This window comes from Mycobacterium pinniadriaticum (assembly GCF_026242045.1).
Classification (GTDB): Bacteria; Actinomycetota; Actinomycetes; order Mycobacteriales; family Mycobacteriaceae; genus Mycobacterium; species Mycobacterium pinniadriaticum.
In genome coordinates, this window is the sequence record NZ_JAPJDO010000009.1 from 124770 (window position 1) to 148482 (window position 23713).

A 23713-nucleotide genomic window follows, 5' to 3' on the forward strand; every position below is an offset into this window, starting at 1 on the left:
ACGGCTAGCGAGGGCTGCCACCCACCTCGGCCGGCAGGGGCGGCGGCAACGGCGTCGTCGACGTCGGGGTGGTCGAAGTGGCGGTGGACGAGGTCGTCGGGGCCGACGATGACGACGTGGACTGCGAAGTCTGGGGACCGTGGAAGTCCACCCACGACTCCTTGCGCATCACAGTGCTGCCGGAACTCACCGTCAGCGAGCTAGAGCTCACCGTGTAGGTGACGCCGTCGTTGACCGCGGTATAGGAGCCGTCACTGGAACTCGACGCGGACAGAATCAGCTTCGCTCCGTCGCGCACCCGCACACCGCGGTACTGATAGCCGCCCCCGGACGTCTCACAGATCGCGACCCGAGAGGTGCCGGTACTACCGAACAGCACCGCGGCGTCCGAACAGCGCGCCGTCGAATCGAGGTAGCCCTGCGAGTCGAAGTCGGGCGCGGCGCCGGCGTGCGGCAAGGCGGTCACAAGCAACGCGGAGCAGGCCGCGGCCGCCGTGAGGCCGGCGACACGGATCAGATGAGAGGGCATCGCCATCCACGACACCATGGCCCCTCGGGGCAGGCGAGCGCTGATGCCGAGAAGGTACGAGATCGTTAGTGTCCCGAAACCGCGACATGGGTGTTTGTAGACAGATTTCCAATTATGTACTGTGACCGAGCGCACAGTCGCTATTGTCTGGGCGTTGTACCACCGACGGGGGATCAGATGGAGTTTGGGATGCGACATCACACAGGCGCTCGGCCCATACCGCGCCGCGCACTGAAAGCACTGGCGACGCTCATCTCGGCAGTCGCGTTGTTCCTGGTATCGGCACTGCCAGCCTGGGCCGCTGATTCGATCACCCTGACCTGGGTACGGCACGGCGAGTCCTACGGCAATGTCGCCGGCGCCGGGATCGACACGAAGGTGCCGGGACCCGAACTCACCGAACTGGGCGAGCAGCAGGCAGAGGCCATTGCCGTGCAGCTCAACGATGGTGGCTACGACAGCATCTATGTCTCGGACATGATCCGCACCCATCAGACCGCCGCACCGCTGGAAGCACTTGTTCCGTCGCTCCCGGTGCACGAGGAGGCGGGTATCCACGAGATCAGCGCGGGCATTTTCGAGGGCTCGCCCATCGACAGCGGGCTGGGGCGCATCGGCTACTTCCTGATCCCGGTGGCCTGGACCCTGGGTTTGCGCAGCCTGCCGATTCCGGGTGGAGAGACCGGCAACGGGTTCGAGGCGCGGGTCGACGATGTGATCGACGCCGTCACCGCCAACGGTGCCACCGCCCCCGTGCTCTTCTCGCACGGGGCGACGATCATGGTCTGGACGATGATGAACGTCGACAACCCCGACATCATGCTGATGCTGACGCACCCGCTGGGCAACACCGCGGTCGTGGAGGTGACCGGCAACCCTGACGACGGCTGGATGCTGCAGAGCTGGGATGGCGCTGCGGTCAGCCAGAATCCGCCACTCGCCGGCCAGTTGTTCGTCAACGCTCGCAGACTCGTCGTGGCGCCGCAGACCGCGGTCTACGACGTCGTGCAAGCCATCAAGTCGCGCGATCCCGCACAGGTTGTGGCAGCCGTCCGCGACGGCGTGGTCATGGTCGCCAAGGCCGGCGTCGACTTCGTCACGGACTCGGTCACCGACATCGGTCAGGCGATCCGCGGTGCATTGCCCGACCTCGGGGGCGCGGCTGCCGACACCGCTGTCACCAACCTCAGGTCGTCCACCGCCGCGGCGACGACGGAGGAGACCGCCAATGGCGCCACCGATCTGACCGACGGCAACAAGGTCGAACCGCTCAAGGCCAGCGCCGGCGCCAGCCGCCGCGCCGGTGCGACACCAGCGGTGTCGGGCAAGGCCGAGGCGAGCTCGGCAACCGATAAGGCAGGCGGGGGAGCCAAGAAGGGCACCGGCTCGAGTCGTCGGGGCAGCACGCACAAAGCGGCTGCCTGACACACCGGGATGTCAGCCCAGATACTCGGACTCGAGAACCAGGTCGCGTACCAGCTTCTGGTATTCCATGTGGCTGCGGTGCTCGGTGGTCTCCCAGCGTTGGCCTTGTTGTTCCCGCATGTAGCCGCGGTATTTCGGAGAGCCGGGAAAGCCGACGTTATCGGCTACGACGATGGCGCCGCGCCGTAACCAGCCGCGCTCGACAATGCTGAGCAGGTCCGCCAGGTACGCGTTCTTGTTGTGATCGATGAACAGGAAATCCAATGTGCCGGGGGCGAATCCGTACTCGTCATGCAGAGTGTCGAGGGTTCGCCCACCGTCACCGATCGTTCCGACCACGCATGTGACACGTTGTTCGACGCCGGCATGCGCCCAAATCCGACGGGCTACCGCCGCATTCGCTGCCGACAACTCGACCGAGACAATCCGGGCCGACGGTGCGGCGCGCGCGATCCGCAGCGCTCCATAGCCGCAGTAGGTGCCCAATTCCAGTGCCAGCCGCGGGTCGGCGCGGCGTACCGCGGCATCGAGCAGTGCGCCCTTCTCGTCACCGATATTGACCAGAAACGACTTCGCGTACGCGTACTCATCAATGGTGGCCAGCACGTCGTCGATGTCCCCTGGGCGGGCGTTGGCTTCGACGTAGTCGGCGGCGGCGGCCTCCCGGCCGTCACCGACCTGGCCGGTCTTGTTGAAATTGCGGATACCGATGCCGGTGCGCAGCAGCGACCATCGTAGGAGGGGCATCCGCTGGCCAAGCCTCATGTCCCCACGCTACGTTGTGGTTCGGTGGTGCCACTGGAGAGGTTTGAGTGCGGGCAATGTCGTCACCGCCCGCCGCCCGGGGACGCGGCGGCCGGATTCTGATAGCGGTCGGATACGGCGTTTTCTGCCACGCCGCATTCGTGCTGGGTGTCGTCGCGATGATGGTCGCGATGTACTTCGGCATGAGCCGCTCGTTGGGCACCTTGTCGCCGCCGTGGAGCTGGATCGCGAACGCCGCGCTGCTGGTCCAGTTTCCCGTCGTCCACTCGCTGTTGCTCACCGGCCCGGGCCGGGCCCTGATCAACCGGCTGGGACCGTGCGGTACCGGCACCATACTGGCCCCTACCACCTTCGTCACGGTTGCTTCCCTGCAGGTGCTCGCCCTGTTCGCACTGTGGTCACCGTCCGGCACGATCTGGTGGCGGGCGCACGGAGTGGTCCTGGCTGTGCTCGTCGTGGCGTACGTCGGTGCGTGGGTGCTGCTCGGCAAGGCGATGTTCGATGCCGGACTGTCGGTCCAGATCGGCACCTTGGGCTGGGTGGCACTGTTGCGCGGTCGGCGACCGACGTACCCGAGGATGCCGACGACGGGCCTGTTTCGGTGGACTCGGCAGCCGATCTACGTCGCCTTCACCCTCACGGTGTGGACGGTGCCCACCTGGACGCCGGACCAACTGGCAGTCGCCGGTACATTCACCCTGTATTGCCTGATAGCACCCCTTTTCAAGGAGGCCCGATTCCGCCGCATCTTCGGCTCGGCGTTCGACAGTTATGCGCGCACTGTGCCGTATTGGTTACCGTTGCCTCGTAGGCCACGACGTCCTTCGGGGAGGCATTGTGAACCTGCTGCTGGTCGTGCACGTATCAGCAGAAGGCAGGGCTGACATCGAAGGGCAAAGCATTGCTGAGAGCGATCGCCCGGCTAGCCGTCGCCGCGCCGCGCCGGGTGGTCGTGGTGGGCATCCTCGTCATGGTGGCGGTCGCCATCTTCGGCGTACCCGTCGCCAAGGATCTGTCCCCGAGCGGTTTTGCCGACCCTGATTCGCAGTCGTCGCGGGCCGCTCAGCTGCTCACCGAGAAGTTCGGGCAGGGGGATGTTCCCTTCCTGGTGATCGTGACGTCCGACCGATTCGACAGTCCGGCGGCGCGCGCGGTCGCCCTCGACGTCATCGACCAGCTGAAGCGGTCGGGCCATGTCACCGGAATCAGCTCGGCGTGGACCTCCCCGCCACAGGCGGCGGCCGCGCTGGTCAGCCGCGATCAGAAGTCGGGTCTCATCTCCGCGGGAATCACCGGCGAGGAGGCCAGCCAGCAGATCTACGCCCGGGATCTGTCCGATCAGATCAGCCGCGACCGCGACGGCGTCGTCGTGCGCACCGGCGGAACCGCGATGGTCAACCTGCAGGTGACCGAGCAATCCCAGCACGATCTCCTGCTGATGGAGTCCATCGCCATCCCGCTGAGTTTCCTGGTCCTGGTGTGGGTGTTCGGTGGTGTGTTCGCCGCCGCGCTACCCGTCGCCGTCGGGTTGATGGCCATTCTCGGCGCGTTGGCGGTCCTTCGGGTGACGACCTTCTTCACCGACGTGTCGATCTTCGCGTTGAACCTCACCACCGCGATGGGCCTGGCCCTGGCGATCGACTACACGCTGTTGATGATCAGCCGCTACCGCGACGAACTGGCCGAAGGCCACGAGCGGGACGACGCGCTGGTGCGGACCATGGTCTCGGCCGGGCGCACCGTGGTGTTCTCGGGCACCACCGTCGCGCTGTCGATGGGCGCGATGGTCGTGTTCCCGATGCATTTCCTGAAATCGTTCGCCTACGCGGGCGTAGCCACCGTCGCGTTCGCCGTGCTGGCCGCGATCGTGATCACGCCCGCCGCGATCAGCCTGTTCGGTGATCGGCTCGACTCGCTCGATGTGCGCCGGCTGGTTCGCCGCATACTCGGCCGGGCAGAACCCGTCCGGCGGTCAATCGACGAACAATTCTGGTACCGCTCAACGAAATTCGTGATGAAGCGCGCGGTGCCGATCGGGTTGGCCGGTGTGGTCGTGCTGGTGGTTCTGGGCGCGCCCTTCCTCGGTGTTCGCCCGGGATTCCCCGATGACCGGGTGCTACCGCAGTCGGCCTCGGCGCACCAGGTGGGTAATCAGTTGCGCAGCCAGTTCACCAACAACTCCGAAACGGCCATCCCCATCGTCATCCCGGATGCGGCCGGACTGTCCGATCCTCAGATCGCCCGATACGCCGCGGATCTGTCGCGAGTGCCCGATGTGACCACCGTGTCGGCGCCGATGGGGGCGTACGTGGCCGGAAACCTGGTGGGGCCGCCGTCGGCGGCGGCCGGGCTTGCGTCGGGTAGTGCCCTGCTCACGGTCGAGAGCACGGCACCGCTGTACTCGAACAGGTCCGAAAACCAGCTCGACCGGTTGCACGCGGTGAGTGCCCCGGGCGGCCGGACGGTCGAGTTCGCTGGAACGGCGCAGACCAATCGGGACAGCGTCGATGCCATCACCTCGCGGCTTCCCGTCGTGTTGGGTCTGATCGCGGTGATCATGCTGGTGCTGCTGTTCCTGCTGACCGGCAGCGTGGTGCTCCCACTGAAGGCCCTGGTGCTCAACGTGCTGTCACTGACGGCGGCGTTCGGCGCGATGGTGTGGATCTTTCAGGACGGTCACCTCGGCGCGCTGGGCACCACCTCGACCGGGACTTTGGTTGCCAATATCCCGGTGCTGTTGTTCTGCATCGCGTTCGGCCTCTCGATGGACTATGAGGTGTTCCTGGTGTCCCGTATCCGGGAGTTCTGGATCGCATCGCCCCAGGACGGCGTTGCGGACAACGACGAGAGCGTCGCTCTTGGTGTGGCTCACACCGGTCGGGTGATCACCGCCGCTGCGCTGATCATGGCGATCTCGTTCGCGGCGCTGACAGTGGCCCACGTGTCGTTCATGCGGATGTTCGGGCTTGGTCTGGCGCTGGCTGTGCTCACCGATGCGACATTGGTGCGGCTGGTCCTGGTACCGGCGTTTATGCACGTGATGGGGCGGTGGAACTGGTGGGCGCCCAAGCCGCTGGCCTGGATGCACGAACGGGTAGGCATCCGCGAAGGCGGCCCGGCGAGGCATACTGGTTGACGTGTCGAACAAGGGGTCTCGGGCAAAGTCTCATGAACCGGCGGCGAATGATCTTCGTATTCAGAACATGCGTCCGATCAGTGTCATTGCCGGTGTGCGTGGTGAATTGCCACCGCACCGCTTCAGTCAGGCCGAGATCACCGAGGCCTTCCTGACGATCGGTGGGTACGGCGACTACGAAGAAATCCTTCGCAGCCTGCATCGCAGCGCCAAGGTCGACAATCGCCACTTCGTCCTGCCGCTGGATCAGTACCCCACCCTGAAAGACTTCGGCGAAGCCAACGACTTGTTCATCGAGCACGCTGTCGAGCTGGGATCCGCCGCGATCGCGGGTGCGCTCGATGAAGCCGGCCTGCGTCCCGAAGACGTCGACTTGGTGGTATCGACGACCGTGACGGGTGTTGCGGCACCGTCGCTGGAAGCCCGGATCGCCGGCCGCCTGGGGATGCGGCCCGATGTCCGGCGGGTGCCGATGTTCGGCTTGGGCTGTGTGGCCGGCGCGGCCGGGGTCGCCCGGCTGCACGACTACCTACGCGGGGACCCGGACGGGGTCGCGGTGCTGGTGTCGGTGGAGTTGTGCTCCATGACCTACACCGCCAACAAGCCCACAATGCCCGGACTGGTCGGTAGCGCGCTGTTCGCCGACGGGGCGGGAGCCGTCGTCGCGGTCGGCGAGCGGCGCGCCGAGAAGATGAACGCCAGCGGCCCCGACATCATCGACTCCCGCAGCCACCTGTATCCAGACTCGTTGCGCACCATGGGCTGGGATGTCGGCGCGTCCGGCCTGGAGCTGGTGCTGTCCGCCGACCTGCCCGAGGTGATCGAACGTTACCTACCTGCCGACGTCACCGAATTCCTTGACGCACATGACCTGAACATCGACGATATCGGCACCTGGGTCTGCCATCCCGGCGGTCCGAAGATCATCGAAGCGATCGTGGGTAGTCTCGAATTGCCCGACGAGGCACTCGAACTGACCTGGCGTTCGCTGGCCGACATCGGCAACATCTCCTCGTCCTCGGTGCTGCACGTGCTGCGCGACACCATCGCCAAACGTCCGCCGTCGGGCCCCGGCCTGATGATGGCCATGGGCCCCGGGTTCTGTTCGGAACTGGTGCTGCTGCGCTGGCACTGATGACTTGGTATGTGCTGCTGGTCGCCGCGGTCGCGCTGGAGCGGGTCGCTGAACTGGTCGTCGCACGGCGCAACCTGGCCTGGAGCCGGTCGCGAGGCGGCATCGAATTCGGGGCGAATCACTATCCGGTAATGGTCGTCCTGCACACCGGGCTGCTCCTCGGGGCCCTGGTGGAGGTCATCGGTCTGCACCGCCCGTTCCTGCCCGCCCTCGGATGGCCGATGCTGGCGATAGTGCTTGGCGCTCAAGGCTTGCGCTGGTGGTGTATCACCACCCTCGGCCGACAGTGGAACACCCGGGTCGTGGTGATTCCGGGTGCACCGCGAGTGGCCGGCGGCCCCTATCGGTTCTTTAGCCACCCCAACTACGTCGCGGTCGTCGCCGAGGGCATCGCGCTGCCACTGGTGCACACCGGATGGATCACCGCACTGGTCTTCACCGCACTCAACGCCGCCCTGTTGCGGACCCGGATCCGCACCGAAAACGCTGCCCTGGCAAGCCTGTCGTGATCGATCTCCTAGTCGCGGGCGGCGGGCCGGCCGGTCTCGTGACCGCGTTGCACGCCGCGCGGGCGGGCCTGACGGTGACCGTCATCGAGCGGCGGAGCCCGCCGATTGACAAGGCCTGCGGTGAAGGGCTGATGCCCCATGCCGTCGCGCAATTGGACAAGCTCGGAATCACTGTGCCCGGGAAGCCTTTTCGCGGGGTCACCTATCTGGACTCGAAGCGGTGCGTAGATGCCCCGTTGCGAGCGGACCCCGGGCTCGGCGTGCGGCGCACCGCGCTGCACAGCGCCTTGGTGGATGCGGCCGGCGCGGCCGGCGTCGACCTGGTCACCGCCCATGTCGGATCGATCAGTCAGGATTCAGGTTCGGTTCAGTGCGCGGGATTTCGCGCGCGCTATCTGGCTGCCGCCGACGGGCTGCACTCGACGATCCGACGCTCGCTGGGCCTGGCCCGCCCGAGCCGCGGACCGCGCCGGTGGGGATTGCGGCGCCACGTCCACACGGCGCCGTGGAGCGACCGGGTCGAGGTGTACTGGGGTGACGGCGCCGAGGCGTATGTCACGCCGGTGGCCGACGACTGCGTCGGCATCGCGATCCTGACGGCGCGGCAGGGCTCGTTCGAGAGCCGCCTGGGCGAATTCGGTGCGTTGAGTGACCGCGTCGACGGCCACCCGCACGGATCTGAGCGGGCCGCCGGACCGTTGCGCCAACGGGTGGCGGGCCGCAGCGCCGGGCGCGTCATGCTGGTCGGCGACGCCGCCGGCTATGTCGACGCGTTGACCGGTGAAGGACTCGGCATCGGGTTCGGTGGTGCCGAGCTATTGGTGAATTGTGTTCTGGCCGACCGACCGGGTGACTATGACCGGCAATGGCGCCATATGTCGCGACGCTACCGAATGCTGACGGCGGGGCTGCTGCACGCCACCGAATACGGCACCACCCGCTCGCGGGTGGTGCCCGCGGCAGCGGCCTTTCCCGGCACCTTCGCCAAGATTGTGAACCTCCTGGCGTACTGAGCGGCGTAGGCTGCGCCGCTATGAGCAACGGCCCCCGCGGCGTCCCGGACATCGCGGACTGGAATCGTCTGCTGGACGGCCGCGTTGCGGTGGTGACCGGGGGTGGTGCCGGGATCGGCGCGGCGGTCGCGGCCCTGTTCGCCGAGCATGGCGCCGCGGTGGAGGTCGCCGAGATCGACCCGTCCCGGGCCGAGGCGATCAGTCGTGAGGTATCGGACGCCGGCGGCGTGATCCGCAGCCATATCGCCGACGTCACCGTTGATGCCGACGTCGAGCGCTTGGCCGACGCGGTATTGGCCGCACACGGCCGGGTGGACGTGCTGGTCAACAACGTCGGGGATTACCGGCCGTTGCTCGCATTCGACGAGTCGACGCCACAGAGTTGGCAGCGGATGTATGACATCAACGTGCGGCATGTTTTTGCGGTGACTCGGGCCTTCGTCTCGGCGATGATCCAGGCGGGCAGCGGAAGCATCGTGAACATTCATTCCGTCGAAGGCATGCGTGGTTTTCCGCGCGACCCCGTGTATGGCGCCATGAAAGCCGCTGTCGCGCATTTCACCACCTGTCTGGCGGTGGACCTGGGTCGCCACGGTATCCGGGTCAACGGCATCGGCACCGACCTGACCCAGACCCCGCAGGTGGACTACCTCACCGGATACGAGGACGTCGACCACCTGTGGCAGTCGTGGGCACCGGTCGGCCGCGTCGGGTGGCCCCAGGATCAGGCGCGAGTGGCGCTATTCCTGGCTTCCGAGATGTCGGCATTCGTCACCGGGCACAACATTCCGGTCGACGGGGGAACGAAAGCCGGTGGTGGCTGGCTGTTTTCGCCACGTGCCGGCCGCTTTGTCAACCGTTCGAAGCACCTTTAGTCCTCGGCGGCGGCCCCGTGCGCTGAATCGGTCCGGCGGGTTCCGCCCCGTCGGTAGTCTCGAAGTCGTGACTACGGAGGTCGCATGAGTGCGGGCGGCGGCGAAAACGGCCTGGCGTCGGCATTGGGTGCGACGCCGGAGGTGATCGCCGTGCGGGCCGACGGGCTGGCGCGCATGGAGGTGTTCGACGGGTGCCGGCCCGAGCTGCTCCGTCCGCTGGCCGCGCGATTGCGGCCGTTGCGGGCGCCGGCCGGACAGGTCTTGATGCGTCAAGGCGAGCGGGCGGTGTCCTTCCTGCTCATTCAATCGGGCCGGGCGCAGGTGCGCCACGTCGGCGATGACGCTGAGGTCGTTCTGGACGAGGTGTCGGCCGGTGTGATCGTCGGGGAGATCGCGCTGTTGCGGGACAAGCCCAGGACGGCCACGGTGACGACCACCGAACCGCTGACGGGATACATCGGCGACCACGCGGCATTCGAGGCGATGGCCGAGTTGCCCGGGATCAGCGAGCGCCTGGTGCGCACCGCCCGGCAACGACTGGCCGCATTCGTCACCCCAATCCCGGTGGTGCTCAAGGACGGCACGGAACTGATGTTGCGTCCGGTGCTGCCGGGTGACAGCGCGCGCACCTCGAATGGTCCGGTCGAGTTCTCCAGCGAGACGCTCTACCGACGCTTCATGTCGATGCGCGCACCCAGTATGGCGTTGATGAACTATCTGTTCCAGGTGGACTACGTCGACCATTTCGTCTGGGTCCTCGTCGACGGGGCGGACGGGCCCGTCGTCGCCGACGTGCGGTTCGTCCGAGATGAGACGGATCCGTCCGTCGCCGAGATCGCGTTCATCGTCGGTGATGCCTACCAGGGACGTGGGATCGGTAACTTCCTGATGGACGCACTGATCATTGCCGCGCAGGTCGGGGGTGTGAAGCGGTTCTCGGCGCGGGTGCTGTCCGACAATCTGCCGATGCGGACAATTCTCGATCGCTTCGGTACCCACTGGGAGCGGGAGGAGCCAGGGGTGGTCACCACTGTCTTCGATGTTCCGAAAGCCGATGGGTTGCAGATTGATCCGGTCTTGGCCGAGGAGATCCGGGCCATGGCGCGCCAAGTGCTGCGGGCGATCGGCTGACATGGCCAGACCCCCGCTCAACAAGGACACCAGACTGTGCATATCGCTGGCGGCTAGGCCCAGCAATATCGGCACGCGCTTCCACAACTTTCTCTACGAGCAACTCGGCCTGGACTTCATCTACAAAGCCTTTACCACCGCCGATATCACCGCCGCGATCGGTGGGGTGCGGGCGTTGGGGATTCGCGGGTGCTCGGTCTCGATGCCGTTCAAGCAGGATGTGCTCGCCCTGGTGGATCATGTGGAGAAGTCCGCCCGCGCCATCAATGCCGTCAACACGATCGTCAACGATGACGGTGTGCTGACCGCGGCCAACACCGATTACACCGCCGTCCAGCGACTGATCGCCGAGCACGGGTTGGACCCGCATGCACCGGTGTTGATCCGCGGCAGCGGCGGAATGGCCAGCGCGGTCGCAACGGCGTTCCGGGACAGCGGATTCGGCACTGGGACGATTGTGGCCAGAAACACCGACAGCGGGCCTGAGCTGGCGCAGCGGGTGGGCTATGAATGGCGCCCCGACGTGGGTGACCTCCGGGCGTCGGTGATCGTCAACGTGACACCGATCGGGATGGCGAACGGGCCGGAGGAAGACGAACCGGCGTACGGCGACGATGTCATTGCGGCTGCCGATATGGTTTTCGACGTCGTCGCGGTGCCGGCTGAGACGCCGTTGATCGTGGCCGCCCGGGCGGCGGGTAAGCCGGTGATCACCGGCGCGCAGGTGATCGCCCTGCAGGCGGCCGAACAATTCGAGCGCTACACGGGGGTGCGGCCGACTCCGCAGCAGGTCGCCGAGGCGTCTGCGTACTCCCGAGCCTAGCGAGCGCAGCCGCAGCCGCGGAGGGGACCGATCAGGGGGTGATCGTCGTCTTGTCGTCGATGATGCCGGTGGCGTCCATCAGCGGACCTTCCTGGCCGTCCAGCGCATCGGCGTTCATCTGCAGGACGTACAGGCCATCCTGGCCGGGAATCACCACCGTCTTCTGGGCGATGATGCGCTTCTTGCCGTCCTTCATGTAGTTGCCGCCGAGCTGAACGGCATCAAAACCACCGAGCGTGCTGTCGCTGGGGTCCCCGAGCGGCTCCCAGTCCGGGAGGTTCTCCAACTCGCCCGGTGCGAACTGGAGAATCTTCTTCGGGTCCACGTTGCCGGTCAGCTTGGAGACGATCGCGATGATGCTCGGGGGATCACTCGGATCCTCCGGGGAGTCGTAGACGATCGCCCCGTAGGCCCAGTCCGGCGTCTGCGCCCCGGCGTCCTTCCACCCCGGCGGCATCGCCAGGTCGATATTCGGTGAGCCGGGATCGCCGCGCTTGACCGGCGACTCAGTGATCTGGTTTTCCTTCAGGTAGTCCTGAATTGTTTGCTGCTTGCCCGCGGATGGCTTCGAGCTGGTCGATGTCTCAGTGGATATCGACGTGGACGTCGCGGTTGACGTCGAGGTGGACGTGGATGTCGTGCTCTCGGTCTTGCTGTCCGAGCCGCAACCGACGAGCGCCACACTCAACGAAACGGCGGCCAGTCCCGCCGTAGCTACCGCCGTCACCTTGTTCATCGAACGCGTCTCCTTTTGTCGCGGCGCGCTGCTGCCAGCGGCCAATCGAACTCGATTGAGCAGCTTAGTGCGATTCACAGGAAAATCGCGAGAATGTCTGCGAACCCGCACCGCGTGAGTGGCCGGGAGGCACCATGGCCATAGGTCGCGTGATTGCAATGGCGCAGTGTGGTCGCGGCGGTGGGTCGGGCGAAGCCACCAAGGGCGTTGCGCCTGGCGTTCGGGGGCGCCATGGCCAGCTGGCTGCGCTCGCCATGCCTGGCGGTGGCTGCCATTGTCGGCGCGGCCGCGTTCGCCGCTCCCGGACCGCTGACCGTCGGCGTTCGGCTGAGCGCCACCACCGCGTTGATCATGGGCGGGACAGGCCACCCGCTGGTGAACTCGAGACCAGACGCGACATCTGTCGGTCCGGCTGATTCGTTGCTCTCCTATCCGCTTGGCGAGTCCGCGGATTTCGTCGGAGCGTTCGTCCGGGGCGCACTCGATCTGTTCATCGCGCCAACGGGTTCGTCCCGGGGCGTTCCGGATGATCCCGGAGCCTACAACCCCGTCGCAGTCCAAACACCCGAGCAGTTCTGGCCGGTCGTCGGTTCGGACGTGTTCGACACGTCGGTGGCCACCGGAGTCGGCAATCTGGACAACTGCCTGCAGGGCAGGACGGCATGTAAAGCGCACTACTTCGGTGACGACGTTGCGTTGACGTCCGATTACGTGGCATTCGGATATTCGCAGAGCGCCCGGATCGCGACCATCGAGAAGCGAAACCTGATCGCGCAATACCGCAATGCGGACGGAACCTGGCTGCCGGTGGTCGATTCCACCGGTGCGGCCCTGAGCGCCGCGTTCGTGCTCATCGGCAATCCGAACAGGCCCAACGGGGGAATCCTGCAGCGCTTCGCCGGACTGCACTGATTGCCGGTTCCTGACCACCGATATCACCTGGCAGTACGACGGATGGGCGGACTTCCCCCGCCGCCCGCTGAACCTGCTGGCCGATCTCAACGCGCTGGCCGGGATCGCCAATCTGCACCCGAACTACACCGTGTCGGTAACCGAAGCCATCTACCAAGGCCGTACCGGCGACACCGGGTACTACCTGCTACCGGCCAACCGCCTGCCGCTCTTGACGCCGCTCGCCCGACTTGGCATACCAGGGCCGATCCTCGCTGTGCTCGATGCGCCGCTGCGGGTGATGGTGGAATGGGGCTATGACCGCGGTATCAGTCCGGGCGACCCCGCCGCGGCGACCCTGGCCGATCCGAGCACGCCGGCGGCCAAGGTCCGCGACCTGCTGGCCGCCATCCCCACCGGGCTAGACGACGGCCTCGAAGACGCCGGTTTCGGGCGCCCCCTCGGAACCACACCGGCCGGGCCGTTCGGAGTCGGTGGCCCAGCACTCCCCGCGGCATCTCCGAGCGCGCCGACGCCGGCCATCAGACAGCCGTCGGTCAGGCAACACGGCACGGCCGGCCGTACACCTCGTACGCCGGTGGCCCGCACATCGCGGCCGCCGGCATCGGTCGCCGCTGTCCAGCGCACGCGCCCTGGTGTCGGTGGGCACCGGCCGCGTTTCCGGGGCGCGGCGGATGGGTAAATTGGCGGTCATGGGCAAGTCGATCATCACGACATCGTTGGCCACCGCTGCGGCGGCCGTGGTCGGCAGCGTCGCCAGCCGCCAGGGTGTCGAAACGTGGTATCCCACGCTGCGTAAGCCGCGCTACGTTCCGCCGAATGCGGTGTTTCCGGTGGCATGGACGACGCTGTATGCCGATATCGCGGTGACTTCCGCCGCGACGATCGAGAAGTTCCGCGGTGCCGGCGAGGGCGACAAGGCCCGCGCCTACGTGGGCGCGCTCGGCGCCAATCTGGTCCTCAATGCGAGTTGGAGCTGGCTCTTCTTCAAGCGGCACAAGCTCGGACAGTCGGCGATCGTGGCGGGAGCGCTGGCCGTCAGCAGCGCGGACCTGGCCCGCCGCGCCGCGCAAGCGGACCCGAAGTTCGGTGCCGCACTGACGCCTTACCCACTGTGGTGTTCGTTCGCGACGCTGATGTCCACCGACATCTGGCGACTGAACCGCTAGCATGCATGCCCTGTTGAGAAGTCCTGCAGGGAGCTGAGTTTCGGCTACTCGCCGCAGCTCGAGTGCAGGTGACCGACGGGCTTGCCCGCGCGGCTCGCACACCAGCCGATCATTAGGTGGTATCAAGACCCCGTGCGGCAGCTCATCGTCTGCCTGACGGCGCTCTGGTTGGTCGCGTGCGCGGCGCAGCCCACTTCGACGCCCCCCGCCTCGACGGCGCCCAGCGCGTCGCCCGTGCCGGGTCCGATCGAGCCGGCCAACATCAAACGGATCCGGCCGGCATTGCCCGCCGGCTACGAGATCGCCGACGTGTCCGGGCCGGTCAGCGCGGCGGGGTTATGGGGCTTCGGATCCGGGTGGACGGCGGCACCGGAGTCCTGTGGCATCCTGGCCGACCCGGCCGCCGCCGATCCGGCGGCCCGGGGGTACTCGGCCTCGGGGCCCGGCGGCACCGTCTACGTCGTCGTCGCGGTACCTCACCAAGGCGTGCCGGACGCCACGCTGCTCGACGAATGCGCGCGCTGGACGATGACGTTCGCACACACCACCGGCGAGGTGGCGATCTCCGATGCGCCCCACATCGATGGCGCCGACACCATCGCGATGACGGTCGCCACCCGGACGGTCGTCGAGTCGGGCACCGAAACCAACGGCCACGCCGTCACCGAGCAGGCCTACCTCGACGGCCACATCGCATTCGTCACCGTGGTCACCGATCCCGGGTCGCCTTACCCGCCGCTGGACGCGCGGTTCGCCGGTGATCTGTTGGTCGCAACGGTGTCCGCGCTGCGTGACTGAACACCGGGTACATTGGCCACGATGGTGAAACCCGGCGCGGTCATCGCATTCGTGTGCGCCGGCCTTCTTGTTGCGTGCGGTTCGGGCGGATCGGCCCAACCGAATTTCGATATCGCGAAGGTGACGACACTGAAGTCCAGCTTCGGTCCCGAATTCACCGTGCGCGAGACGGCCAAGACCGGTATCGACCCCCAATTGCTGACCGGGCAGAAGCTTCCCGACGGCCTGACCTTCGACCCGCCCGCCTGCGCGAAATTCGCCGCCGGGCAACTGGTACCGGCCGGCACCGAGGGCAATATGGCAGCCGTGACGGCCCAGGGGGAGGGCAACCGTTTCATCGTCATCGCGGTCGAGACCAACTCGGCGCTCCCGGTGACCGAGCCCGGGCCGGAGTGCCAGAAGGTCACGTTCGCCGGTTCCGGAATGCGGGGCTTGGTCGAGCGCGTCGAAGCCCCGCACATCGACGGAACCCAGACGATCGGTGTGCACCGCGTCCTGCAGGCGATGGTCGACAACCAGGCGCGCACGGGTGAGACCTACAACTTCTCCGCCCACTTCGGCGCCTATCAGGTGATCGTCAGCGCCAACCCGCTGGTGCTACCCGACAAGCCCGTGGTGCCGGTGAACACCCAGCGTGCCCGCGACCTCCTGATCACCGGCGTCAATGCCGTTCGCAGCTGAGCTCAGCGCACGTCGCGCGGGCGGAACTGGACGCTGATCCGGGGACCCTTCGGGCGCGCCGTCTTCGGGACCGCGTGCTCCCAGGTGCGCTGGCACGAGCCACCCATCACCAGAAGGTCGCCGTGGCGTTGGGGGAGACGCAGCGAGGCTCCGCCCCCGCGGGGCCGCAGCGCGAACACCCGGGTCGCCCCCAAACTGACGATGGCGACCATGGTGTCCTCGGTGCTGCTGCGGCCGATGGTGTCGCCGTGCCAGGCCACGCTGTCGGCGCCGTCGCGGTACAGACACAATCCGGCGCTGGTGAACGGTTCGCCGAGTTCACCGCCGTAGATGTCGTTGAGGCGGCGGCGCAGCTTGGTGATGACGGGATGGGGCGCCGCTTCGGTCGTCAGGTCGTGGAAGCTGACCAGCCGGGGTACATCGAGGACGCGGTCGTACATCTGCCGCCGCTCCGCACGCCAGGACGTGGCACCGAGGAGGCCGTCGAAGAGCTCATCGGCGTCGTCGACCCATGCCGACCGCACGTCGATCCACGCTCCGGCGCCCAGGTCGCGGCGCTCACTGTGCTCGAACAGCGCTCCCTGAACTGCTACAGACACGACCCCGAGGATATCGCACACCTGTTCGATGACAGGCGATCTAGAGCCTCGCCGCCCCGGGGCCGCGGCCGGCGAGCACGTCCTCGGGGTTGGACAACGCGCAGCTGCGCAGGCTCAGGCAGCCGCAACCGATGCAATCGGCGAGATTGTCGCGCAACCGCTGCAGGTGCAGGATCCGCTCGTCGAGGTCATCGCGCCACCCCGCGGATAGCCGCGCCCAGTCCCGGCTGGTCGGCACCCGGTCGGTCGGCAGCGTCGCCAAGGCATCCCGCACCCGGGCCAGGGGTATGCCCAGCCGCTGGGACATCCGGATGAACGCCACTTTACGCAGGGTGTCGCGAGAGTATCGGCGCTGGTTGCCCGAGGTCCGGCGACTGCTGATCAGCCCCTCGCGTTCGTAGAAGTGAAGTGCCGAGATCGCCACGCCCGCCCGCTGGGCGAGTTCGCCGGGCGCCAGTTCCTGCTCGGTCACACCTCAACGATAGTTGAGGTGCCTGACCTGTTGTTACGGTGCTACGTGTGACTACCACAGTGCTGGGCTCCAACTCCGAGGTCGGGACGCTGCGAGTCGTCATATTGCATCGGCCCGGCGCCGAGTTGCAGCGGTTGACGCCGCGTAACAACGACAAGCTGCTCTTCGACGGCCTGCCGTGGGTGTCCCGGGCCCAGCAGGAGCACGACGCGTTCGCCGAACTACTGCGGTCGCGGGGTGTGGAAGTGCTGTTGATGTCCGACCTGCTGACCGAGGCGCTGGCCAGTGGCGCCGCCCGGATGCAGGGCATCGCCGCGGCTGTTGATGCGCGCCGATTGGGATTGCCTCTGGCGCAGGAACTTTCCGCCTATCTGCGCAGCCTCGAGCCCCCCGCGCTGGCGCATGTGCTGACGGCGGGTATGACGTTCACCGAATTACCGCAGGACGCCAAAGCCGACACGTCGCTGGTGCGGCGCATGCACCACGGCGGAGACTTCGTGATCGAGCCGCTGCCCAATCTGCTGTTCACCCGCGACTCGTCATTCTGGATCGGCCCGCGGGTGGCGATCACCTCGCTGGCGCTGCCGGCCAGGATCCGTGAAACCTCGTTGACCGACCTGATCTACGCCCACCACCCGCGGTTCCTCGGTGTGCGGCGTGCCTACGAGTCGCACACCGCGCCGGTGGAGGGCGGTGACGTGCTCCTGCTTTCGCCTGGCGTGGTGGCGGTCGGGGTCGGGGAACGCACCACCCCGGCAGGGGCGGAAGCTCTGGCGCGCAGTCTGTTCGACGACGGACTGGCCCACACCGTGTTGGCCGTCCCGATCGCCCAGGAGCGGGCGCAGATGCACCTGGACACCGTCTGCACCATGGTCGACGTGGACGCGGTGGTGATGTACCCCGCGATCAGCGATTCGTTGTCGGCGTTCACCATCAAGCGGGCTCCCGGCGGGGTGACGATTCTCGACGAGGCGCCGTTCGTGAAAGCCGCCGCCACCGCGATGGGGATCGAGCAGTTGCGGGTGATCGACACCGGACTGGACCCGGTGACCGCGGAACGCGAGCAGTGGGACGACGGAAACAACACCCTGGCCTTGGCGCCGGGCGTCGTCGTCGCCTACGAGCGCAACGTCGAAACCAATGCCCGACTGCAAGATTCCGGTATCGAGGTACTGCCCATCGCCGCCTCGGAACTCGGGACCGGGCGGGGTGGGCCGCGGTGCATGTCATGTCCGGTTGCCCGGGATCCGCTATGACCGAACTGCTCATCGATGGGCGGCTATCCGTCGGCGGGTCGGGCACGTTCAGCACCATCAACCCGGCCACTGAGGAGCCGATCGGGCCGGCCGCCGACGCGGACGCCGCGGACATGGACCGGGCGATCGGCGCGGCGCGCCGCGCGTTCGACGACACCGACTGGTCGCGTGACGTGGCGCTGCGGGTGCACTGTCTACGCCAGCTGCGCGCAGCGCTGAACGCCGAGATCGAGCCGATGCGCGACGTGACCGTCGCCGAGGTGGGAGCCCCGATCACCTTCACCCACGGCCCACACCTGCAGGGCCCGGTCGACGATCTGGCATTCCCCGCCGATATCGCCGAAAACTATTCGTGGAGAACTGATCTCGGGGTGGCATCCCCGATGGGGATCTCGTCTCGGCGCGAACTCGTACGGGAGCCGTACGGTGTTGTCGGCGCGATCACCCCGTTCAACTTTCCGCATCAGATCAATCTCGCCAAGCTCGGCCCGGCACTGGCGGCCGGCAACACGGTGGTCCTCAAGCCGGCTCCCGAGACCCCGTGGTGCGCCGCCCATATCGGGCGAATCATCATCGAGCGCACCGACTTTCCGCCAGGCGTCGTCAACGTTGTCACCGGCAGCGACCCGCACCTGGGTGCGCGGCTGGCCGAGGACGCCAGGGTGGACGTGGTGTCGTTCACCGGGTCGTCCGCCACCGGTGCGTCCGTGATGGGCGGCGCGGCGCAGACCATCACCAAGGTGTGTCTCGAACTCGGTGGCAAGTCCGCCTTCATCGTCCTCGACGACGCCGACCTGGCGCGGGCCTGCGGCGTCGCCGCGCTGGCCGTTTCCCGGCACGCCGGGCAGGGCTGCGCGTTCACCACTCGACTGCTGGTGCCGCGTGAGAGCTACGACGACGCAGTCGAGGCCGCCGCCGCGGCGATGTCGGGTATCGCGGTCGGCGACCCGACCGATCCGGCCACGGTGTGCGGACCGTTGATCTCAGCGCGCCAGCGTGATCGGGTGCAGGGCTATCTGAATTTAGCTGTGGCCGAGGGTGGTTCGTTCGCCTGCGGCGGCGGAAGGCCGGCCGGCCTGGACCGGGGATACTTCATCGCGCCGACCGTGATTCGAGGACTGGACAACTCGGCGCGGGTGGCGCGCGAGGAGATCTTCGGGCCGGTGCTGGTGGTGCTGGCTCACGACGGCGACGATGACGCCGTCGGCATCGCCAACGACTCACCGTACGGTCTGTCGGCCGCGGTGTGGGGTGCCGATCCGCAGCGTGCTGCGGGTGTGGCCGGGCGGTTGCGGACGGGCACCGTCAGTGTCAACGGGGGAGTCTGGTATTCGGCCGACGCTCCGTTCGGGGGTTACAAGCAGTCGGGCAACGGCCGCGAGATGGGTCTGGCGGGTTTCGAGGAATTCCTGGAGACCAAGGTGATCGCCAGCGCGATGTAGGCAGCCCAGCGACGTGACTGCTGCAGATTCACCTGCACGTTACTTTCCGTAAGCAACCAGTCGGCGAAGCCGTGATACACCTGCCCTGGTAATTGACGCACGCGTGCGTCGGGCTGTCGGGTGGAAGGTTGGGAACCGGTTGATGGGCTTTTCCCTGGGCCGGGTCGGGGGCTTGGCGATTGCGTTGGGTGCGGGCGCGGCGGTGATGGCATTCATGCCGGTGGCGTCGGCTGACACCACGACAGGATCGTCGTCGCGGCACTCGACCGGTCATACGAAGCAGTCGAAGCCCAAGGTCGGATCCCACGCGTCCCGCTCGGCCACATCGAAATCGGGCCCGGCGAGCCGGCCGACGGCGAGGGTGGCGGGTGCCCGATCCGCGGCAGCGGTCCCCGCTCTGCCCGCGCCGGAGGAGGTCGTGCGGTACTTCGTCGGCAACGGGACCGCCGCGCACCCCGACGGCGGGATCTTGGTCGGCAATGGCTACAGCTGGACTGCGTCGTCGTGCACCACGGTCTGCAACGGAGGTAACGCTGGGCTGCTCGGCAACGGGGGTGCCGGCTACAACGGTGGCGACGGCGGGAATGCGGGCTGGATCGGCAACGGCGGCAACGGTGGTGCCGGCGTCGACGGCGGGGCCGGAGGAACCGGTGGGGTCGGCGGTCTGCTTGCCGGAAGTGGTGGTAGCGGTGGTGCCGGTAGCGCCGCGACCGCAGCGGGTGCCACCGGTGGCGCCGGCGGTGCCGGCGGTGGAGTTGGCCGAATCTCTTTGTGGGGCAATGGTGGTGACGGTGGTGCCGGCGGTGCCGGGATGTCCGGCGGATCCGGCCAGGCCGGAGGTGACGGCGGAATCGGTGGTACTGGCGGCGCCGCCGGGTTCATCGGTGTCGGTGGCGCGGGTGGCCAAGGCGGTGCGGGCGCGGCGCTCGGTTACGGCCTGTCGGCGGGGACCGGCGGCATCGGCGGCGACGGAGGCAATGCGGGCTGGGTCGGCGACGGCGGTTCCGGTGGAGCGGGACTGACGGCCGCGGCCGGCGGCTCCGGTGGCAGGGGCGGCTTGTTCTTCGGCAGCGGTGGCGCCGGCGGGGCTGGTGGTGAAGCGAACCCCGGTGGCATCGGTGGCGCCGGTGGTGACGGCGGCAGCACCGGATTGTTGTCGCTGTGGGGTAACGGCGGCGCCGGTGGCTCGGGCGGCGCAGGTGGTTTCGGCTATGCCGGCGGCGCGGGCGGGGCCGGCGGCAACGGCGGTGCCGGCGGCGCGGCGGGGCTGTTCGGCATCGTCGGTGCACGAGGGGCCCGGGGCGATGACGGAACCGACGATATGGTTCCGGCTCTCGATCCGACGGGCTGGTCGACCACCGTCTACCAAAACCTTGTTCAGGCCATCAGCCGGGACGCCGGACAGGGCAAGATCGCCGTGTTCGATTTCGACAACACCACCCAGGCCCGCGACGTCAGCGAGGCGATGATGGCGTATGTCCAGCTGAACGGCGTCATTGATCCGACCACATTGTCGACAGCACTGTTTCCGTCGTTTATGACGTCCACTGGCGAAGTGTCGGTCACTCAAGGTGTGTACACGTACTACGAGGCACTGCTGGACTCGTTGTCGAATGACCCGTTCGGCGAGTATTCGAGCCTGACGATGCCCAGTTCGGTGTTCGACGGGTATTCGGTCGATGATTTCGTCGGCGTGACGTCAGCCGTCTACGACAACGGAGCGGCTGAGGCCGACCTGACCACTGGACAAGAGTCGATGATCTTGGGCGCCGGGCAACCCTTCGTCTATCCGCAGATGGCCGACCTGCAGGGCAACCTGATCGCTCACGGCTACCGGGTGTACATCGTCTCCGCCGGGATCACCTGGGCGGTGCGCTGGATGGTGCAGAACGCGGAAAACCCGACCATCGCTGCGAAGTACGGCGAGGACGCGACGCTCCCGCTGGACCATGTCATCGGGATCAACACCGTGATGAAGGACAGCACCACGGGCCAGCTCGTCACCGACTACGAGCTGACGTTCCAAAATCCGGATGAGGCCTACATCAACCTCGACCCGACCCGACTCTCGCAACTCGGGATCACAGCAATGCCGGATGGCTTGTCGTCCTGGCGTGGAGGCAAGGTGGGCGCCATCGTCAACTACATCCTGCAGGGCCCCATCTCGGTGGGCGATTTGTTCTTGGTGGGTGGCGATTCCACCGGTGACATCGAGATGCTCAACGAGGCCGGTGTCCACCTGACGATCGATCGGATGGATCAGCCCGACCTGGTGCAGGCATTCGTCGACAACGCGGCGGCCAATCCGGCGGGGTTGTGGTTGATGCAGCCGACCATCGAAACGGCGCCTGTCGGGTTCCTGCCGACGCAGTGCGAGATGAACACCAAGATCGCGAATTACCCGAACCTGACTCAATCGGTCGGTGAGTCCTTGGCGACGCTGACCGGTTCAGGACGCTTGGGATCGTTCGGAGCTTGCTAGCGGGCGGGTTCTCCGCGCGACTGGGACATCGAGCCGATCCCGGCGTGATCCACATATAGTGCGGAGAACGTGTCCGACTTGCCGTTCGACCCTGATGCGCTGCGCGCCCGATACGCCCGCGAGCGTGAGGTCCGGCTGCGCGCCGACGGGATCGCCCAGTACGTGGAGGTGGCGGGTGATTTCGCGGGGTTCGCGCGCGACCCGTGGTCGGACCAGCCGCCGACCCGTGATCCGCTGACCGACGAGGTTGACGTCGCGATCATCGGCGCCGGATTCGGCGGCCTGCTGACCGGGGCGCGGCTGCGTGAACTCGGTGTTCGGTCCATCCGGCTGATCGACAAGGCCGCCGACGTCGGCGGCACCTGGTACTGGAACCGGTATCCCGGTATCGCGTGCGATGTCGAATCCTATGTCTACATGCCGCTGCTGGAGGAGGTCGGCTACCTGCCGACCGAGAAGTACGCCAAGGGCCCGGAGATCTTCGCCCACTGCCAGCGCATCGCCGAACACTACGACCTCTACCGCGACGCCTGCCTGCACACCGAAGTCCGGCAAATCCGGTGGGACGAAGACCTGTCGCGGTGGATCGTGGAAACCGACCGCGGTGACGCGATCCGCGCCCGGTTCGTGTCGATGGCCAACGGCTATCTGCAGAAACCAAAGCTGCCCGGCATCCCGGGCATCGCCGCGTTCACCGGGCACACCTTCCACACCAGTAGGTGGGATTACGACTACACCGGAAAAGACCTGGAGCTGTTGGCCGACAAGCGCATCGGCCTGATCGGAACGGGTGCGACCGCCGTGCAGTGCGTACCGCATCTGGCGCGTGCGGTGGGGCACCTGTCGGTGTTCCAGCGCACTCCGTCCTCGGTCGATGTGCGCGACAACCGACCGACCGATCCGCAGTGGGCCGCCGGTCTGACGCCTGGCTGGCAACGTCGACGCATCGAGAACTTCCAGCAGCTCACCGCAGGCGGCCAGGCCGACGAGGACCTGGTGGCCGATGCCTGGACGTCCATCACCAAGACCCTGCTGGTGATGCGGGATGGCGAGCTGGCCGATTTCGCGAAGATGGAGGAGATCCGGGCCCGCATCGACGCGATCGTCGCCGACCCGGACACCGCCGAGGCGCTCAAGCCGTGGTACGGCTACTTCTGTAAGCGGCCATGCTTTCACGACGACTACCTGGCAAGTTTCAACCGGCCCAACGTGACTCTGGTGGACACGCACGGACAGGGCGTGCAGTGCATCACCAAGCGGGGCGTCGTCGTCGACGGGGTCGAGCACGAGATCGACTGCCTGATCTTCGCGACCGGTTTCGAAGTCGGCACGGAATACGCGCGGCGCACCGGCTTCGAGGTCGTGGGACGCAGTGGGTTGACGCTGACCGAGAAGTGGCGTGCCGGGGTGCGGACCCTGCACGGGCTGATGGTCGAGGGATTTCCGAATCTGTTCGTGGAAAGTATTGCGCAGTCCGGCTTTACGGTGAACTTTCCCTACCTTCTCGACGTCCAGGCCTCGCATGTCGCATGGATCATCGCGCAGGCACTGGCACGCGAGGTCACCCGGCTCGAACCGACGTCCGCCGCCGAAGAGGGGTGGGTCGATACCGTGGTGGTCAGGTCGGCCGGCACCGCCGACCGCGCCCGGTCCTGCACGCCCGGGTACTACAACCGCGAGGGGCAGGCCAACGCCATCACCCGGCAGGGCAGCTTCTTCTACGGCACACCAACCGAATACGCCGATATCCTGGCGGCCTGGCGGGACGGCGGCGCGCTGGAGGGACTCCAGATCGGCGGCACCCGGTGAACCGCCGGTATCTGAT

21 protein-coding genes and 1 pseudogene are annotated in these 23713 nt (G+C 67.0%); 17 read left to right on the forward strand and 5 right to left on the reverse strand.

Features of this window, described 5'->3' with window-relative positions; all coding sequences use genetic code 11:
• Positions 1-4 precede the first annotated feature (4 nt).
• On the reverse strand, positions 5-529 hold the full coding sequence (locus ORI27_RS12920) for a hypothetical protein (RefSeq protein ID WP_265997343.1): 525 nt from the start codon (positions 527-529) through the stop codon (positions 5-7).
• Between the two features lie 189 nt (positions 530-718).
• Between ORI27_RS12920 and ORI27_RS12925 the strand changes: the two genes are divergently transcribed.
• Entirely contained in the window at positions 719-1954 is a 1236-nt protein-coding gene (locus ORI27_RS12925; protein ID WP_265997232.1) for a histidine phosphatase family protein, read from the forward strand.
• Positions 1955-1966: 12 nt separating this feature from the next.
• Here ORI27_RS12925 and ORI27_RS12930 read toward each other — a convergent pair whose 3' ends face one another.
• Positions 1967-2719, reverse strand: coding sequence for an O-methyltransferase (locus ORI27_RS12930; protein ID WP_265997231.1), 753 nt, complete (start codon positions 2717-2719; stop codon positions 1967-1969).
• A gap of 56 nt (positions 2720-2775) precedes the next feature.
• Between ORI27_RS12930 and ORI27_RS12935 the strand changes: the two genes are divergently transcribed.
• The 8 genes from ORI27_RS12935 (at position 2776) to ORI27_RS12970 (ending at position 11341) form a co-directional block, all read left to right on the forward strand.
• Positions 2776-3603: a methyltransferase family protein gene (locus tag ORI27_RS12935; protein WP_265997230.1), complete on the forward strand. Its 828-nt coding sequence runs from the start codon at positions 2776-2778 to the stop codon at positions 3601-3603.
• Positions 3604-3620: 17 nt separating this feature from the next.
• Entirely contained in the window at positions 3621-5855 is a 2235-nt protein-coding gene (locus ORI27_RS12940; protein WP_265997229.1) for an MMPL family transporter, read from the forward strand.
• A gap of 76 nt (positions 5856-5931) precedes the next feature.
• Positions 5932-6990 (forward strand): type III polyketide synthase, encoded by a 1059-nt coding sequence (locus ORI27_RS12945; RefSeq protein ID WP_265997342.1) that lies wholly within the window; start codon positions 5932-5934, stop codon positions 6988-6990.
• Positions 6990-7499 carry an isoprenylcysteine carboxyl methyltransferase family protein gene (locus ORI27_RS12950; protein ID WP_265997228.1) on the forward strand — a complete coding sequence of 170 codons (510 nt, stop codon included), beginning with the start codon at positions 6990-6992 and terminating at the stop codon, positions 7497-7499. Before ORI27_RS12945 ends, ORI27_RS12950 begins: the two co-directional genes overlap by 1 nt.
• The gene (locus ORI27_RS12955; protein WP_265997227.1) at positions 7496-8512 is read left to right on the forward strand and encodes an NAD(P)/FAD-dependent oxidoreductase; all 1017 of its coding nucleotides are present in this window, start codon (positions 7496-7498) and stop codon (positions 8510-8512) included. The genes ORI27_RS12950 and ORI27_RS12955 overlap by 4 nt, the downstream gene beginning before the upstream one ends.
• Positions 8513-8532: 20 nt before the next feature.
• Positions 8533-9387: an SDR family NAD(P)-dependent oxidoreductase gene (locus ORI27_RS12960; protein ID WP_265997226.1), complete on the forward strand. Its 855-nt coding sequence runs from the start codon at positions 8533-8535 to the stop codon at positions 9385-9387.
• 123 nt (positions 9388-9510) lie between these two features.
• Positions 9511-10518, forward strand: a complete 1008-nt coding sequence (locus ORI27_RS12965; protein WP_407666302.1) for a GNAT family N-acetyltransferase — start codon at positions 9511-9513, stop codon at positions 10516-10518.
• 1 nt (position 10519) lies between these two features.
• Positions 10520-11341: a shikimate 5-dehydrogenase gene (locus ORI27_RS12970; protein ID WP_265997225.1), complete on the forward strand. Its 822-nt coding sequence runs from the start codon at positions 10520-10522 to the stop codon at positions 11339-11341.
• A gap of 31 nt (positions 11342-11372) precedes the next feature.
• Here ORI27_RS12970 and lpqN read toward each other — a convergent pair whose 3' ends face one another.
• Positions 11373-12077, reverse strand: coding sequence for an envelope biogenesis lipoprotein LpqN (gene lpqN / locus ORI27_RS12975; RefSeq protein ID WP_265997224.1), 705 nt, complete (start codon positions 12075-12077; stop codon positions 11373-11375).
• 351 nt (positions 12078-12428) lie between these two features.
• On the opposite strand from lpqN, the pseudogene ORI27_RS33140 reads away from it, so the two are divergent.
• The 4 genes and pseudogenes from ORI27_RS33140 (at position 12429) to ORI27_RS13000 (ending at position 15637) form a co-directional block, all read left to right on the forward strand.
• Positions 12429-13671: pseudogene (locus tag ORI27_RS33140) on the forward strand (PE-PPE domain-containing protein).
• Positions 13672-13681: 10 nt separating this feature from the next.
• Positions 13682-14158 (forward strand): TspO/MBR family protein, encoded by a 477-nt coding sequence (locus ORI27_RS12990; protein WP_265997222.1) that lies wholly within the window; start codon positions 13682-13684, stop codon positions 14156-14158.
• A gap of 132 nt (positions 14159-14290) precedes the next feature.
• Complete coding sequence (locus ORI27_RS12995) at positions 14291-14956, forward strand: DUF5642 family protein (protein WP_265997221.1); 666 nt, start codon at positions 14291-14293, stop codon at positions 14954-14956.
• 21 nt (positions 14957-14977) lie between these two features.
• Positions 14978-15637, forward strand: a complete 660-nt coding sequence (locus tag ORI27_RS13000; protein WP_265997220.1) for a DUF5642 family protein — start codon at positions 14978-14980, stop codon at positions 15635-15637.
• Between the two features lie 2 nt (positions 15638-15639).
• Here the strand turns inward: ORI27_RS13000 and ORI27_RS13005 are convergent, their stop codons facing one another.
• Together ORI27_RS13005 and soxR are read right to left on the reverse strand one after the other, a co-directional pair.
• Positions 15640-16236, reverse strand: a complete 597-nt coding sequence (locus ORI27_RS13005; RefSeq protein ID WP_265997219.1) for an alpha-ketoglutarate-dependent dioxygenase AlkB — start codon at positions 16234-16236, stop codon at positions 15640-15642.
• 40 nt (positions 16237-16276) lie between these two features.
• Positions 16277-16708, reverse strand: coding sequence for a redox-sensitive transcriptional activator SoxR (gene soxR / locus ORI27_RS13010; protein ID WP_265997218.1), 432 nt, complete (start codon positions 16706-16708; stop codon positions 16277-16279).
• 59 nt (positions 16709-16767) lie between these two features.
• Here soxR and arcA point away from each other — a divergent pair, with 59 nt between their 5' ends.
• From arcA to ORI27_RS13030, 4 genes are all read left to right on the forward strand, one after another.
• The gene (gene arcA / locus ORI27_RS13015; protein ID WP_265997339.1) at positions 16768-17964 is read left to right on the forward strand and encodes an arginine deiminase; all 1197 of its coding nucleotides are present in this window, start codon (positions 16768-16770) and stop codon (positions 17962-17964) included.
• Positions 17961-19406: an aldehyde dehydrogenase gene (locus ORI27_RS13020; RefSeq protein WP_265997217.1), complete on the forward strand. Its 1446-nt coding sequence runs from the start codon at positions 17961-17963 to the stop codon at positions 19404-19406. The genes arcA and ORI27_RS13020 overlap by 4 nt, the downstream gene beginning before the upstream one ends.
• A 142-nt stretch (positions 19407-19548) precedes the next feature.
• Positions 19549-21888 carry an HAD family hydrolase gene (locus ORI27_RS13025; RefSeq protein ID WP_265997216.1) on the forward strand — a complete coding sequence of 780 codons (2340 nt, stop codon included), beginning with the start codon at positions 19549-19551 and terminating at the stop codon, positions 21886-21888.
• Between the two features lie 69 nt (positions 21889-21957).
• Positions 21958-23697 (forward strand): flavin-containing monooxygenase, encoded by a 1740-nt coding sequence (locus tag ORI27_RS13030; protein ID WP_265997215.1) that lies wholly within the window; start codon positions 21958-21960, stop codon positions 23695-23697.
• Positions 23698-23713: the final 16 nt, after the last annotated feature.